General features: G+C 64.5%; 11 protein-coding genes. 4 read left to right on the top strand and 7 right to left on the bottom strand.

From position 1 onward, the window contains the following. Positions 1-24: 24 nt before the first annotated feature. Positions 25-3474 carry an ATP-binding protein gene (locus tag AWB75_RS02780; RefSeq protein WP_061122549.1) on the bottom strand — a complete coding sequence of 1150 codons (3450 nt, stop codon included), beginning with the start codon at positions 3472-3474 and terminating at the stop codon, positions 25-27. Positions 3475-3477: 3 nt separating this feature from the next. Next, a complete protein-coding gene (locus tag AWB75_RS02775; protein ID WP_061122740.1) occupies positions 3478-4734 on the bottom strand; it encodes a metallophosphoesterase family protein in 1257 nt (418 codons plus the stop codon). Between the two features lie 170 nt (positions 4735-4904). Here AWB75_RS02775 and AWB75_RS02770 point away from each other — a divergent pair, with 170 nt between their 5' ends. Next, positions 4905-5159: a hypothetical protein gene (locus AWB75_RS02770; protein ID WP_061122548.1), complete on the top strand. Its 255-nt coding sequence runs from the start codon at positions 4905-4907 to the stop codon at positions 5157-5159. On the opposite strand, the gene rsmA is transcribed toward AWB75_RS02770, so the two are convergent. From rsmA to AWB75_RS02750, 4 genes are all read right to left on the bottom strand, one after another. Continuing rightward, positions 5141-5965: a 16S rRNA (adenine(1518)-N(6)/adenine(1519)-N(6))-dimethyltransferase RsmA gene (gene rsmA / locus AWB75_RS02765; protein WP_061122547.1), complete on the bottom strand. Its 825-nt coding sequence runs from the start codon at positions 5963-5965 to the stop codon at positions 5141-5143. The two genes, AWB75_RS02770 and rsmA, sit on opposite strands and share 19 nt — an antisense overlap. A 26-nt stretch (positions 5966-5991) precedes the next feature. Beyond that, positions 5992-6975 carry a 4-hydroxythreonine-4-phosphate dehydrogenase PdxA gene (gene pdxA / locus AWB75_RS02760; protein ID WP_061122546.1) on the bottom strand — a complete coding sequence of 328 codons (984 nt, stop codon included), beginning with the start codon at positions 6973-6975 and terminating at the stop codon, positions 5992-5994. Between the two features lie 4 nt (positions 6976-6979). Then, positions 6980-8338, bottom strand: coding sequence for a peptidylprolyl isomerase (locus tag AWB75_RS02755; protein WP_407642112.1), 1359 nt, complete (start codon positions 8336-8338; stop codon positions 6980-6982). Between the two features lie 131 nt (positions 8339-8469). Next, positions 8470-10857, bottom strand: a complete 2388-nt coding sequence (locus AWB75_RS02750) for an LPS-assembly protein LptD (RefSeq protein ID WP_061122544.1) — start codon at positions 10855-10857, stop codon at positions 8470-8472. A gap of 225 nt (positions 10858-11082) precedes the next feature. Here AWB75_RS02750 and AWB75_RS02745 point away from each other — a divergent pair, with 225 nt between their 5' ends. The 3 genes from AWB75_RS02745 to purB all read left to right on the top strand — a co-directional run bounded on the left by AWB75_RS02745 (position 11083) and on the right by purB (position 14292). Continuing rightward, the gene (locus tag AWB75_RS02745) at positions 11083-12108 is read left to right on the top strand and encodes an aminoglycoside phosphotransferase family protein (RefSeq protein WP_061122739.1); all 1026 of its coding nucleotides are present in this window, start codon (positions 11083-11085) and stop codon (positions 12106-12108) included. A gap of 6 nt (positions 12109-12114) precedes the next feature. Next, the gene (murU, locus tag AWB75_RS02740; RefSeq protein ID WP_061122543.1) at positions 12115-12819 is read left to right on the top strand and encodes an N-acetylmuramate alpha-1-phosphate uridylyltransferase MurU; all 705 of its coding nucleotides are present in this window, start codon (positions 12115-12117) and stop codon (positions 12817-12819) included. An 84-nt stretch (positions 12820-12903) separates the two neighbouring features. Next, positions 12904-14292: an adenylosuccinate lyase gene (purB, locus tag AWB75_RS02735; protein WP_061122542.1), complete on the top strand. Its 1389-nt coding sequence runs from the start codon at positions 12904-12906 to the stop codon at positions 14290-14292. A gap of 34 nt (positions 14293-14326) precedes the next feature. Here the strand turns inward: purB and AWB75_RS02730 are convergent, their stop codons facing one another. After that, positions 14327-14824, bottom strand: a complete 498-nt coding sequence (locus AWB75_RS02730) for a gluconokinase (protein WP_061122541.1) — start codon at positions 14822-14824, stop codon at positions 14327-14329. Positions 14825-14827 lie beyond the last annotated feature (3 nt).

The following is a 14827-nucleotide window of genomic DNA, read 5'->3' as shown; positions in this document are numbered from 1 at the left end:
GCGCGAAACACGTCAACGTCGCCGTCAGCGCATATAACGCACGTTGACCTGCGGCCCGAACACGTCGCGGACGATATCGACCAGATGATCGTGGTGGCTCAGAAAGATCACCTGCGTGCGTTTGGCGATGTGCGCGAGCACGGCGAGGCCGGCGCGCGCGCGGCCATCGTCGAAATTGATGAAGAGATCGTCGGCGACGAACGGCAGCGCCGACGCCTTCTCGCCATGCTCCTCCAGCGCCGCAAGCCGCAGCGCGAGGTACAACTGATCGCGCGTGCCTTCGCTCATCCCCGAAATGTCGACGTGCTCGCCGCTCGAACGGATCGCGGAGAGCGCCATCGGCTGACGGTCGTAATCGACGATGAGTCGCGAAAACGCGCCGAGCGTGAGTTCCGAGAAGATCGTGCTCGCGCGCGACAGCATCGGGCCTTGACGACGTTCGCGATAGCGATCGATCGCCCATTTGAGCAGCGTCGATGCCGTCTCGACTTTCACGAAGCGCTCAGCGGCGTCCGACATCGTGGCCAGCGCCTCCTGGCGCTTCGCTTCTGCGCGGGCGGCGTTCGCTTCGCCCGAGATGGCCGCGAGCTCGCGGCGCGCGGCATCGAGCGCGGTCGCCGTTTCGCCAGCGATTCTCACCGACTCCGAGAGCGCCGCGGCGATGCGCGAAAGCTCGGCCTGCACGTTCGCCATGTCCGCGCCCTCCACTTCCGCGACCAGCTCGTCGAGCGTGAGGCCGTCGCCGCCCTTGATGAGCGCGGCGCGCGCATCGTCCGCGGCGGCGCTCAACTCACGCTTTTTCTGCGATTGCGCGATCAGCGCCTGAAGCACGTCGGGCGTGTCGACGCCAGCCAGATCGTAGAGCGGACGCAGCGTTGCCTTGGCCTCTTCCACGTCTGCTGCGGCTTTACTCTCCTGCTCTCTCGCGGCCGCGTGCGCCTTCTTCAGGCGCTCCAGTTCGGCATGCGCCGCGCAAGCGCGATCGAGGCGCGCCGACAGTTCCGTTGCGATTCGTTCCGCGCCGAGCGTCGCGAGTGAATCGTCGAATTCGCGCGCAAGCTGCAACGCATCGGCGTCGAGTGCATCGAGCGCCGCGCGCATCGTGTCGATCTGGCCGGCGCGCATCGTGTCGATCTGCGTCAATTGCTCGCCGATTTTCTTCACGATCTCGATGGCCGCTTCAGCCGCCGCCTGCGAATCCGCCGCGTTCGTGAGACCCGCCTTCGCGAGCGCCGCCGACCACTCGCGCTGCCAGCGCTCGAACGCGTCGCGGGCGGCTTTCGCCGCGCTTTGACGCGCGACGCGCTCGGCTTGCGCTTCGTCGAGTTGCGCGGAGACGTTGCGCCGCGTCACGGCGGCTTCGTCGATAGCCGCGATATGCGCCTCGGCGATGTCGCATAGCATGTCGAGATCGGTGCCCGCGTTCGCCTCTTTCAAATGCCGTGCGAGCTCGTCGCGCCGCGCGGCGGCATCGGCGGAATCGCGCTCGCGTTCCTCGGTGCGCGCATCGAGCGCCTGGGCCGCTGCCAGCACCTTCTCGCGCGATACGATCCACGAAGGCGCATCGTCCAGGGACATCTCCGCGATCTGCGATTGCGCCGCGAGCGCGCGCCACGCATCGTCGGACTTCGTCAGCGCCGATTCGGCTTCACGCACGCTCTCCTCGCGCCGTTCGAGCGTCGCTTCCTCGCTCGCGACGCGCCGCTTCAGCGTCGCGAGCTGCGTCGCATGACCAACCGAGCCGAGCTGACGATCAGCGAGGCCGTCCGCCGCGTGCATTGCGGTTTCGAATCCGGGCGCGCCTCGATCGAGCGCGAGATCGCCCGATTTGATCGCGCGCCACGCGGCATCGCGCGTCGTGCGTGCGTCGCGAACCTGATCGCCTGTGACGACATCGTGTGTATCGACGAGATCGTCCAGCTCGGTTCGCGTCGCGTGCAGCTTGTCCTGCGCTTCCTGCGCGCGATCGGCGGCGAGCGTCAATCGCGACATCAGTTCCTGACGTTCCGCGCGCAATGCCGCGATGCGCTCCGCCGCCGGCAGCGTCATCGACTTCAATTCGACGATCGGCCGCGACCATCGTCCAAGCGACGCGATGCCCGCATCCAGCGTGTGCTGCGCGTCGCATATCGCGTCTTCGAGACGCTGCATCGCCGCGCTCGCATCGCGATACTTCTGCGCGGCGCGCAACGCCGCGCGCAGTGCCGGCGGCACCTCGCCGCTCGCGATGGCCGCAAGGCGCGCTTTCAGCGTGTCGATCTGCGTCGCGCTGTCTTCCGCCGCCTGTTGCGCGTTGCGCGCCGCGAGTTCGAGTTCGCCGCGCTCGAGCATCAGGCTCGTGACTGTCTGCAGCGCAAGCGCGCCGGGCATCGCGCGGCGTGCGCCCGCTTCGTCTTGCGGCCAGCCGAGCTGCGCGCCGTCATGCCCGATTTGCCGCAAACGCATGTCGACTTCGAGTTCGAGCCGGGCAATATCGCTCGCGTGATTCGTGCAGCGCTGCCGTGCGGTTTCGAGCGCACGAATGCGGGATTGCGCCGTCAACAGGCCGTGCTCGATATGCACCGCGCTCAGCTCCGCCTGCAACTGGCCGGCATTTTTCGCGTGCAGGTCGAGCGCGGTTTGCGCGGCCGCGAGCCGCGTCAGCGCGTCGTGCAGCGTCGCTTCGGCGTTGGCGGGCAGATCGACGGCATCGCCCAGTTCGCGCAAATCAGCCGCCTTCTCGCGCCACACGTTCAGATACGGCGCGACGCGCCGCACGCGTTCGAGCTTGCCGCGCTGCGCTTCGAGCGCGGCGCGGCGCGCATCCTGCTCGCGGCTTAGCTCCTCGGCTTCTTCAACCGCCACATGCGCGCGACGCCACTGCGCCGTCCTCACGCTCGCCGCTTTCAGTTCGGCGGTGGCTTCGTCGTATTGCTTCAGGCCGACGTAATACGCGCGATCGCCCGATTTCCTCTTCGCCCACAGTCGATCGGCTTCGTCCGCGAGACGCTGGCGCACGTCGCCGAGACTCGCAATACCGGCCGCCGACTGGAACAGCACCTGCCCGACATCGCTCGATGCATCGAGAATGGCTTCCCCGCCGCGGCGCAGCGCCTCGTGATTCAGGCAGTACATCTGCTCGAAAAAGCCCTTGTCGGCGGCGCCGAGAAACGGCGCGAGCGCGTCGGCGGGCAGCGCGTCGCCGTCGGGCATCGAGAGCGACGACTTGCGGCTCTTCGAGCGGTGAAACGCCAAGGCCTCGCCATTCGTCTCGATGGAAGCGCCGAGCCGCAAGTCGCTTTGCGGATGCACGAACGCGAGCGGCGAGCTGTGCGGCATGCCGAAGAGCAGTTCGGAAATCGCATTCTTGATGGTCGACTTGCCGGCCTCGTTCGGCCCGACGACGAAATGGAAGTCGTGTTCCGCCGCCGGAAATTCGACGGCGTGATCGGTGAACTTGCCGTAGCGGATGAGTTCGAGCTTGCCGATACGCATTCGTTACTCCGCGTCCGCGAGTTGCGCGATCAGGCCGGAGCGCACGTCGCCGACGAGCTTCGCGAGTTCGCCGTTGCGCACGTGCTCCAGTTCGGGCACGAACTTCTGCAACTCACTCGGCGCCTGGGACGCCAGCGCAATCAGCTTGTCCTGCAACATGCCAAGAAACTCCGGGTCGGACTCGGCTTCGATCAGCAGGCCGTGGAGATCGGCGAGCGCATCGGCGCGGCCGGCTGCCGGTTTGCTGTGCGCGAGCGGCTCGGTCGCGATCTTCACTTTCTCCAGCCAGAGGCGGTCATGGCTGATCGCCGCAATCTGTGCGAGCACTTCCGCACGTAATTGCGTTTCGAGACCGAACAATTCACCGTGCGCGCCGGTCGCGCCGGTAATCGTCACGCGCACCGCGTGCGGCACGTGCGACGCCGACGTTTCGACGAGCGCTTCGAGCGCACGGCCGACCGCGCGCGCGACTTCATCGAGCGTGCTGGCTTGGGATGCGTCGACGGTGACGGATTCCCAGCGCAGCACGTCGATGAAAAGCCGTTCGACGCTCACCGCTTCCGACTCCGACACAGTGACGATCACCGCGCCGCGCCGGCCCGTCTCGCGGATATTGCGTCCTTGCAGATTGCCCGGAAACACGATGGTCGACGCGTCCTGCCAGATCGCGTAGTCGTGCACATGGCCGAGCGCCCAGTAGTGATATTCCTTCGCGTGCAGTTCGGCGACCGAGCACGGCGCGTAGCTCGCGTGCATCGAACCGCCTTCGAGCGCGGTATGCAGCACGCCGATGTTGAAATAGCCCGCGACGGGCGGCGGATAAGCGGTGACGAGATTCGTCGTGACCGCCTTCTCCTTGAAGCTGTGGCCGTGCAGCGCGACCTTCAGCGCGTCGATGCGGTACGTCTGCGGCTTTCTGGTCGAAAACGTGTGGACGTTGTCGGGCAACTGGAGCTGGCTCGTCATTTCGCTTTCGGCGTCGTGGTTGCCGAACAGCACGTAGACCGGAATGCCCGCGCGACGCAGGCGCCCCATCTCGCGGCAGAAAAAGATGCCCGTGTTGTGATCGCGCCAGGTGCCGTCGTAGAGATCGCCGGCGATCACCATGAAATCGACCTGCTCGTCGACCGCTATGGACACGAGCTTCGAGAACGCCTCGCGCGTCGCCTGGCGCAGCATGTCGGCGGGTGCGTCTGCGTAGGCCGAAAGGCCGTGCAACGGGCTGTCGAGATGAATATCCGCTGCGTGAATGAAGCGCATGTGTCTCCCTTTGAGGATGTCTTTCTGCCCCGCATCGGTGGGGACGACGATCATAGCAGCCGATTCGGACACATCGCGTCCCGGTCAGCAATGACGCTTCGAGACGTGAAATGTCCCGTCTCGCGCTCAGAATCCATCGCTCGGATTCAACGCGACACGAGGCCAAAACGATGAACGCAACACTCGAGCGAGACGCCACGATCACGAGCCCATACACACCACGGAATGTGGATGCCGCGATCGGGCATCTGGAGCGTGTACTGTCGGCGGAAAGCGCGAACTCGCTGTTCGGCCAGACTTACTGGCGCACGCGCGTGCGGCAGGTGAGCGCGACGCGCGGCTTGCAGCGCGAGCAGCGCGCGAGACTGGAACGGCTGATGAAACTGCTGTCGGACGCCGGCTGCGCTCAGCCTTTCGAGCGCTGAACCGCCTGCGCCAGCGCGACGAATTCCGCGACCGGCACTTCCTCGGCGCGCCGCGTGAGATCGAAGCCGAGGGCGTCGAAATCGACCGTGTCGCGGTACGCGCCCAGGTTGTTACGCAATACCTTGCGGCGCTGCGCGAACGCGGCCTTCACGACATTGCTCAACACGGTTTCATCGACTTCGGGCAATTCGTGCGGCGCGAACGGAATCATGCGCACGATCGCGGAATTCACCTTCGGCGGCGGATTGAAAGATTCCGGCGGCACGTCGATCAGCTTGTCCATCACGTAGCGGTATTGCAGCATCACCGAAAGACGCCCGTAGTCCTTGCTCGCGGGCTCCGCGATCATGCGCTCGACCACTTCGTCCTGCAGCATGAAATGCTGATCAATGACCTTGTGCGCGAACGTCGTCAGATGGAACAGCAGCGGACTCGAAATGTTGTACGGCAGATTGCCGACGATACGCAGCGTCGGCTTATCGCTGTCCGCACCTTGAAGCGCGAGCGTGGCGAAATCGAAATCGAGCGCGTCCGCGGAATGCACGATGAGCTTGTTCCCGAAGCGCTTTTCCAGCCGGCCGATCAGATCGCGGTCCAGTTCCACCGCATGCAGCGGCGATTCGGGCGTCGCGAGCCGCTCGATCAGCGGCTCCGTGAGCGCCGCGAGCCCCGGCCCGATTTCGACCATGCGCTCGCCGCGCTTGGGCGCGATCACATCGACGATGGAATCGATCACGCCCTGATCGACGAGGAAGTTCTGCCCGAAACGCTTGCGCGCGAAATGGCCTTGATGTTTGGTCGACATACCGATTCGAATGAATGCGCGCGCGTTCAGGCGCTGCGCTTGTGGCGCGCCATCGTGACGGCGGCGTCGATTGCGGCGATCATGCTGCCCGGATCGGCGCGGCCCGTGCCGGCGAGATCGAGCGCGGTGCCGTGATCCACCGACGTGCGGATGATCGGCAAGCCCAACGTCACGTTGATGCCTTCGCCGAAAGTGGCGTACTTCAGCACCGGCAAGCCCTGATCGTGGAACATCGCGAGCACGCAGTCGGCGTCTTTCAGATAGCGCGGCTGGAACAAGGTATCCGCGGGATACGGGCCGGACGCGTCGATGCCGAGTGCGCGGGCGCGTTCGAGCGCGGGCGTGATGATGTCGATTTCCTCGCGACCCAGATAGCCGTTTTCTCCCGCATGCGGATTCAGGCCGGTCACGAGAATGCGCGGTGCGGCGAGACCGAAACGCGCGCGCAAATCGTGATGAATGATGGTGAGCGTTTCGACGAGACCTTCGATGCTGAGCGCCGCCGACACATCCTTCAGCGGCAGATGCGTGGTCGCGAGCGCAACGCGCAACGGCTTTTCGCTCGAACCGGCGAGCATCATCACGACGCGCGGCGTGTTCGTGCGCTCGGCGAGATATTCGGTGTGGCCGGTGAAAGGCACGCCGGCATCGTTGATCGTGCTCTTTTGCAACGGCGCGGTGACGATGGCGTCGAAGCGGCCGGACACCGCGCCGTCGATCGCGGCATCGAGCAGGCCGAGCACGTAGCGCCCGTTGGCGGCATCCAGCTTGCCTGGCTTTGCAGGCACGGCTAGCGCGTGATGCTCGATGTCGATCGCATCGCCCGCCGCGGGCCAGGCGCTGCCTGCGCGTACCGCCAGCAAGTCCCGATCGCCGAGCACCGTGAAACGCGCCGACGGCCAACGCTCGCGTGCCCCTTCGAGCGCGGCCGCCGTCAACTCCGGGCCGACACCGGCCGGCTCGCCAGTCGTGATGGCGATGGCGAGCGGTCGGGCGTCGGCGGCGCTCATGGCGTTACTGCTGTTGGGCAGCGATGCCCTTGTACTGCACGTACGCGGTGTCGCGCAATTCGCGCAGCCAGTCGGAATACGCCTGCTCGGCCTTGCGCTGGCCGATCGCCTGACGCGCGATATCGAGCTGCTGCGACGCGGAGCCTTCCGCATCGCGGCGGCCGAGCACCTGAATCAAGTGGTAGCCGTATTCGCTTCGCACCGGATCGCTGACAGCGCCGTCCTGGAGATTGTTCATCGCGCGCTCGAATTCGGGCACGGTTTCGCCCGGGCTGATCCAGCCGAGATCGCCGCCCTGCGACGCCGAGCCGTCCTGCGAATAGGTGCGCGCGAAGTTGGCGAAATCGCCGCCGCCAATCACTTGCTGCTTGATGTCGAGCAGCTTCTGGCGCGCGGTCTGTTCCGACATGCCGTCCGACACGCGCAGCAGAATGTGACGCACGTGGGTCTGCACGAGCTTGGGCGCATCGCCCGGCGTGCCCTGGCTCGCGCGGCGATCCACCAGCTTGATGATCTCGAAGCCGCCGTCGGTGCGCAGAAGTGTGGGTACGATCTGGCCCGGACGCAGCGGCGACACGGCCGTCACGATGCCCGCCGGCAGCGTGGCCGGTGCACGGTAGCCGAGATCGCCGCCCTTGCTGGCGTCGGTGTCCTGCGAATTGTCCTTCGCGAGCTTGGCGAAATCGGCGCCGCCTTGCGCCTGTTTCAGCACGGCGTCGGCCTTCGCCTGTACTGCCTGAACCTGGGCCTCCGGCGCGTCGGACGGGACCTTGAACATGATGTGCTGCAGACGCAGATCGCTCGTATTGCGCGCGCCCGGACCGCGCTGGCTCGCGATGTAGTTCGCCACTTCGCCGTCGGACACGGTGACCTTGCTGTCCACTTCCTTCTCGCGCAGCTTGGAAAGCGTGAGTTCCGTGCGTGCGTCGCGCACGAAGGTGGACCAGGGCACGCCCTGCGCCTCGATGCGCGAGCGGTAGACTTCGAGCGTCATCTGGTTTTGCTGCGCGAGACGCGCGAGCGTGCGGTTGACGGTGGCGTCGTCGATGACGATGCCGTCTTCCTTGGCACGCTGCAACTGGATGCGCTCGAGCACCATCTGATCGAGCACCTGCCGCTGCAACTGGTCCGCGGGCGGCACCGGGGCGCTCTGCTGCTGCAGACGCTTGGCGATGAGCGCCGTGCGCTCTTGCAGTTCGCGCTGCGTGATGACGCCGTCGTTCACCACAGCGACCACGGAATCGGCGACTTGCGCATTGCGATTCGACAACGCCTGCGCACCGGCCGGCGAACTCAGGATCAGCGCGCCAACGAGCATGCCCGCTGCGATTGCCGTCGATCGAAACTTATTCACGTTTGCCACAGATACTCCATCAAATACGGGCTTGACCCGTTCGTGTCCTGCTTGTGTGTGCCGCCTGCGCGGCCCTCGGCGCCGCGCTTCACTGCCTGCCGCGGGATGCCCGATGCCGTTCGCGAACGCTCGTTCCGGCCTCACTCGTAATCGCTGTACCGGGAGAGCGGCGGCGCGGCTGGCGGCGGCGGCTGATAACCCTGCACGCTCGCGCGGAATGCGCTGACGAGGCCGTTATCGACGTTCGACAGGCCCTTGAACGTCAACTGCGCAAGCACACGTGTACCCGATGCAGGCTGGCCGGAGGTGTTCACGCCGTTCGCGTAACGCTGCATGCCGAAGCCGAACGCCCAGCAGTCGGCATCGTACTGGAAGCCCAGGAGCCCGTCGACGAGACGATGACTCGCGAGATCATAATTTACGCGGGCGACGGCATAGAGGCGATTCGAGAGCGGCCACTCGCCGGACAACAGAATCTGGTTGATCGGCTCGTTCACCAGCGTGGTCTGGTTGGACCGCGTATAGCGATAGCCGACGTTGATGACCCTGCGTTCGCCGGGACTGAACGCGAAACCGATGCTCGAGCGCACGAGCTGGTTGTTGTCCACATTATATTGGAACGCAGTTTCCGAAGCGAAACCAGCGCCCAGCTTGATGGCCGCGCCCGCGATCAGGTCCGAGTGCTTCGCCTGTTCGGGCAACTGGCCCGGCGTGATCGTGACACGCTGACTCTGGAAATAATACTGCTGCGCGATGACAAAACGCGCGCGCTCATCGCCCGTCGCCGGGTTGATGAAGCGCGTCGTCAGGCCCGCGGTGATTCGGTTTGCGTCCGCGATCCGGTCGTTGCCGACGAACGTGTTCGGCGTGTAGATCTCGGCCAGGCCAAAATCGGCTTCGGCCGTATCGAAGATCGGTGCGAAGTCCTGATTGCGGTACGGCGTGTAGACGTAATAGAGCCGCGGCTCCAGCGTCTGGATGTAATCCTCGCCGAAGAGCCGCACCGAGCGGTCGAACACGAGACCCGTGTCGAAGCTGAGGGTCGGAATCGACTCGGTGAAATTCTTCGGCTGCCCCGTCACGGGCGGCGACGAGCCCGCCACCTGAGTCGTCGCGATGTGGGTCAGGTCGTACGACGCGAAATGCCACTGCACCTTCGGCGTGACGAAATAGCCCGGCGCGTTGACGCCGTAACTCAGGTACGGATTGAAGTACAGCCGGTTGCCGTCGGTTGCGCCTTCGGTGGTGATCGTGAAGCGCGTGGCGTCCGCCTCGAAGCCGTAATCGAAGCCGCCGACGTTGTACTTGTTGTACTGAACGTTCAACTGCGGCTCGCGCGCGTACGGCGGAGTCGACGGCTGCAGCGTCTGCCAGCGCTGCTCGCGCGCGAGCACCAGCCACGGACCATTGGTGTACGTGAGCCCCGCTTCCTGCTGATACAGCATCTGCGTGCCGTTCAGGAACTGATTCGACGAGTTGCCCAGATCTTCCGGATACTGATCGTCCGAAACCTTGTTGTAATTGACGTAGCCGCCGAATCCGTTACCGAAGTTCTGCCGATGCTGCCAGAAGATGGCATAGCGATTCGTATGCGTTTCGCGGTCGTTCGGCAGATAGTTGACGTCGAGCGAACCCGAATACGTGGGCGACAGATAGCGGTACGTTGCTTCCCCGAGCACGCCACGCTGCGTCATGATGCGCGGCGTGATGGTGAGATCGCGATTCGGCGCGATGTTGAAATAGTACGGGATCGACGTCTCGAAGCCCGTTGTCGAGCTGAGCGAGAAGGTCGGCGGCAGCAGGCCGCTGCGACGATCGCCCGTCAGCGGAAACGACAGCCACGGGCTCGCAAACACGGGCACGCCCTGGAAAAACAGCACCCCGTTATGCGCGATGCCGTCTTCGGCGCCCGTGTCGAAGTCGAACGACGTGCCCTTGATGTACCACGCCGGATCGGCTTCGCACTGGCACGCCGTGTATGTGCCGTGATCGACGCGCGCACGCTCGTTGTCGATCATATCGACGCGCTCGGCGCTGCCCGAGCCGCCCGTCAGGTTGAAGCGGTACTTCGGGTTCGTCATGAACCCTTCGTTGGCCTCCACCTTCAAATGCGCTTCCGGACCGATGAACGACACGCCGTTGTTGATCAGCCTGACATTGCCGAAAGCATCGGCCATGTCCGTATCCTGGTCGTAATGCAGCGCGTCCGCCTTGATGACCGTGACCGTGCGCCGGATTTCCGCCGAGCCCTTCGCCGCCATGTCTTCATCGGACGTGCCGGTGGCCTTGTCGCTCAGCAGGAAAGTGGAAGGCTGCTGACCGCCTTGCAGCGGGCGCTCTTCGAGTTGCGGCGCGAGGCGCAGGCCGCCGGGACCGTCTAGCGGCTGGGGATACGCTGCGTCGCCCACGAGCTGAGCATGCGCGAGAGCGGGCATCAGGCCCGGAACGGACAGAAGCGCGGCAACGAGCCGCCGTCTGCGTGGCTGAGCGTCGCCTTTTTTCAATACGGGAAACTGTCGTGGCGGCATGTATGGGTGGCGGTTCGATCCCGTTCGCGCCCACGCGCTCGATGCCGCCGGGCAGGCGGCCGTGCCCGTACCGCAGTCGAACTTGACGGTCCGTTGCTAAGCAGGGACGACACTCGATCGAACGGTGACGCGCACAGTCGTCGGGGGCCTGGCGCCAGGCGTGAAACGGATCGCTTCAAAAAGTCGTGGGGTATTATATGGCAAGATGTTTTGCTCCTCGAATTTATGACGCATATTACTTCCGACGCCCGCCTCACTCAGCTCCGCTCGTGGCTCGAAAACGTCGCCGGACGCTATCGGTTGAACGTCGCGAGTCTCGCCCCGGCCTCCACCGACGCCAGCTTCAGACGCTACTTCAGGCTCGAATGCGATTCGGAGTTCGGCCAGACGCTCATTGCCGTCGATGCGCCACCGCCGGAAAAGTGCCGCGAGTTCATGCAAGTCGCCGGGCTGCTCGAAGCGGCGGCTGTCCATGTGCCGAAGATTCTCGAGACCGATTTCGACGAAGGCTTCATGCTCGTGACCGATCTCGGCACGACGACTTACATTTCCGTTCTCGACGAAAAAAACGCGCGCCCCTTGATGCGCGCGGCGATCGACACCCTGATCCGCTTTCAGCAAACGTCCAGTGAAGGCGTCCTGCCGCCCTTCGACGAGGCGTTTCTGCGCCGCGAGATGGAGCTGATGCCTGAATGGTTCATCGGCCGGCACCTGGGCCGCGAGGTCAGCGCCGATGAACGCAAGACGCTGGACGGCACCTTCACACTGCTCGTGCAAAGCGCGCTCGCGCAGCCGCAGACCTTCATGCTACGCGATTTCATGCCGCGCAATCTCATGGTCTGCGAGCCGAATCCCGGCGTGCTGGATTTTCAGGACGCAGTGTATGGCCCCATCACGTACGACATGGCATCGCTGATGCGCGACGCCTTCATCAGTTGGGACGAGGAGTTCCAGCTCGATTGCTTCGCGTACTACTGGGAGCGCGCGCGAAAGGCCGGCTTGCCCGTCGATGCGGATTTCGGCGAGTTCTATCGCCAGCTCGAATGGATGGGCCTTCAGCGGCACATCAAGGTGCTCGGCCTGTTCGCTCGCATCCACTATCGCGACGGCAAACCGCGCTATCTCGGCGATCTGCCGCGCTTCATCGGTTATGCGCGCAAGGTCGCGGAACGCTATGCGCCGCTGTGGCCGTTCGCGCGTTTGCTCGACTCGCTGGAAGGCCGCGCGATCGAAGTCGGTTACACCTTCTGAATCACGATGACCCACGCTTTGAAAACGGCGATGATCTTCGCCGCGGGACGCGGCGAACGCATGCGGCCGCTCACCGATACCCGTCCGAAACCGCTGCTGGAAGCGGGCGGCAAGCCGCTCATCGTGTGGCAGATCGAGCGGCTCGCGGTGGCCGGCATCGAGACGATCGTCGTCAATCATGCGTGGCTCGGCGAGCAGATCGAAGCCGCGCTGGGCGACGGATCGCGCTGGGGCGTCGCACTGCGCTACTCGCCCGAGACGGATGCGCTGGAGACGGCGGGCGGCATCGCGCAGGCGTTGCATCTGATCGGCGACGGCGTGTTCATCGCGGTGAGCGGCGACGTGTTCTGCGATTTCGACTACGCGAAGTTGCACGAACCCGCCGAAGCGTTGTCGGCGCTCGAAACACCGGGAATGCATCTCGTGATGGTCCCGAATCCGCCGTTCCATCCGAAAGGCGATTTCGCCTTGCGCGACGACGGCACGCTCGCGCTCGACGGCGAGCCGCGCTACACGTTCGGCAACATCGGTCTATACGACACGCGCATGTTCCGCGATCTCGTGCCCGGCACGCGCCGCGCGCTGACGCCTTACTATCGCGAAACGATTGCCGCCGGGTGCGCGAGCGGTGAGCTTTACGCCGGACGGTGGGAAAACGTCGGCACGCCTGCGCAGTTGCAGGCGCTGGATCAGGAATTGCGGACGCGGTGAGCCGTGCCGTCGTCCGGATTGGGACGCATCCGATGGTAAAATGCGCGGTTCTCCCGTCTTTTCCTTCCCCGCGGTCCGCACACCATGTCCGATACTCGTCCCGATACCCTCTTTGCGCTCACCGCGCTGTCGCCGCTCGACGGCCGCTACGCCGCCAAGACCGAAGCCCTGCGTGACTGGCTCTCTGAAGCCGCGTTCATGCGTCATCGCGTGACGGTCGAGATTCACTGGCTGATCGCGCTGTCGCGCGCCGGTTTCGCCGAAGTGCCGCGCTTTTCCGAGGCGTCCGAGCAATTCCTGCTGAACCTCGCCGAGCGCTTCACCGCGCACGACGCCGCGCGTATCAAGGACATCGAGCGCGTCACGAATCATGATGTGAAAGCCGTCGAATACTGGCTCAAGGAGTCGGTCAAGGGCCAGCCGGACCTGGAACGCGCAAGCGAGTTCATCCACTTCGCGTGCACGTCGGAAGATATCAACAACACGTCGCACGGCCTGATGCTCGCCGGCGCGCGCGAACGCGTGATTCTGCCCGCGCTGCGCTCGGTGCATGAGCGGCTCGTCAAGCTCGCGCACGCGCACGCCGAGCAGCCGATGCTCTCGCGCACGCACGGCCAGCCCGCCAGCCCGACGACGCTCGGCAAGGAAATCGCGAACGTCGCTGCGCGCCTGTCGCGCGCGATCCAGCGCGTCGAGAAGGTCGAACTGCTCGGCAAGATGAATGGCGCGGTCGGTAATTTCAACGCGCATCTGTCGGCATACCCGGAGTTCGACTGGGAAGCGTTCTCCAAGGATGTCGTTGAGAATCGTCTGAAGCTGACGTTCAATCCGTACACGATCCAGATCGAGCCACACGACTATATGGCGGAACTGTTCGACGCCGTCGCGCGTGCGAATACGATCCTTCTCGACCTCGATCGCGACGTCTGGGGCTATATTTCGCTCGGCTATTTCAAGCAAAGGACGAAGGCCGGCGAGATCGGCTCGTCGACGATGCCGCACAAGGTCAACCCAATCGACTTCGAGAACTCGGAAGGCAACCTGGGCCTCGCGAATGCGACGCTGCGCCACCTTTCAGACAAGCTGCCGGTCTCACGCTGGCAGCGCGACCTGACTGATTCGACCGTGCTGCGCAACATCGGCGTGGCGTTCGGCTATTCGCTGCTCGCCTACGATGCGCTGATTCGCGGCCTCGACAAGCTGGAAGTGAACGCTGCGCGCCTGAACGAAGACCTCGACAACTGCTGGGAAGTGCTCGCGGAACCCGTACAGACGGTGATGCGCCGCTATGGCATCGAAAATCCGTACGAGCAGTTGAAGGAACTGACCCGCGGCAAGGGCATCACGCGTGAAGCGCTGCAGGCATTCGTCGGCGGACTGGCGATTCCGGCCGAGGCGAAGAAGCTGCTGCTGGAAATGACGCCGGGATCGTATATCGGCAAGGCGGTCGAGCTGGCGAAGCGGATTGCATAAGTGAGAAAGCCCCGGAAAAAATCCGGGGCTTCTTTTACTTTCGTGTCTTCAACTTCTCGATCACGTTATCGACGATCTGCTCGGGCGTAAGCTCGATGCTCTCGGTGATCGCCTCGTCCTCGCCGGGTTCCTCCAGCGTATCGAGTTGGCTCTGCAACAGCGACGGATCGAAGAAATGGCCGGTGCGCGACCCGAGCCGTTCGCGCAGGACGTCCATCGTGCCGTGCAGATAGATGAAGCAGACATCGCTGTCGCCATCGCGCAGGACGTCGCGATACGAGCGTTTCAGCGACGAGCACGTGAACACCGCCGTCTCGCCCGCCCGCTGCTTTTCCTCGATCGCCGCGCGGATCGTTTTCAGCCACGGCCAGCGATCGTCGTCGGTCAGCGGAATGCCCTTGTGCATCTTCTCCTTGTTCGCGGCGCTGTGATAAGCGTCGCCATCGGTGAACGCACAATGCAGGCGTTCCGCCAACATTTCGCCGATGAGCGATTTGCCGGCGCCCGACACACCCATTGCGATCAGAATCATCGA

It is taken from the genome of Caballeronia catudaia (assembly GCF_001544755.2).
Taxonomy (GTDB): Bacteria; Pseudomonadota; Gammaproteobacteria; order Burkholderiales; family Burkholderiaceae; genus Caballeronia; species Caballeronia catudaia.
The sequence above is the reverse complement of the archived record's forward strand: the minus strand, read 5'-3'. Positions and strand labels throughout refer to the sequence as shown.

What these genes read in the sequence shown, in the direction of transcription:
- AWB75_RS02780 (WP_061122549.1), bottom strand. Translation starts at nt 3,474, where the DNA reads ATGCGTATCGGCAAGCTCGAACTCATCCGCTACGGCAAGTTCACCGAT.
- AWB75_RS02775 (WP_061122740.1), bottom strand. Translation starts at nt 4,734, where the DNA reads ATGCGCTTCATTCACGCAGCGGATATTCATCTCGACAGCCCGTTGCAC.
- AWB75_RS02770 (WP_061122548.1), top strand. Translation starts at nt 4,905, where the DNA reads ATGAACGCAACACTCGAGCGAGACGCCACGATCACGAGCCCATACACA.
- rsmA (WP_061122547.1), bottom strand. Translation starts at nt 5,965, where the DNA reads ATGTCGACCAAACATCAAGGCCATTTCGCGCGCAAGCGTTTCGGGCAG.
- pdxA (WP_061122546.1), bottom strand. Translation starts at nt 6,975, where the DNA reads ATGAGCGCCGCCGACGCCCGACCGCTCGCCATCGCCATCACGACTGGC.
- AWB75_RS02750 (WP_061122544.1), bottom strand. Translation starts at nt 10,857, where the DNA reads ATGCCGCCACGACAGTTTCCCGTATTGAAAAAAGGCGACGCTCAGCCA.
- AWB75_RS02745 (WP_061122739.1), top strand. Translation starts at nt 11,083, where the DNA reads ATGACGCATATTACTTCCGACGCCCGCCTCACTCAGCTCCGCTCGTGG.
- murU (WP_061122543.1), top strand. Translation starts at nt 12,115, where the DNA reads ATGACCCACGCTTTGAAAACGGCGATGATCTTCGCCGCGGGACGCGGC.
- purB (WP_061122542.1), top strand. Translation starts at nt 12,904, where the DNA reads ATGTCCGATACTCGTCCCGATACCCTCTTTGCGCTCACCGCGCTGTCG.
- AWB75_RS02730 (WP_061122541.1), bottom strand. Translation starts at nt 14,824, where the DNA reads ATGATTCTGATCGCAATGGGTGTGTCGGGCGCCGGCAAATCGCTCATC.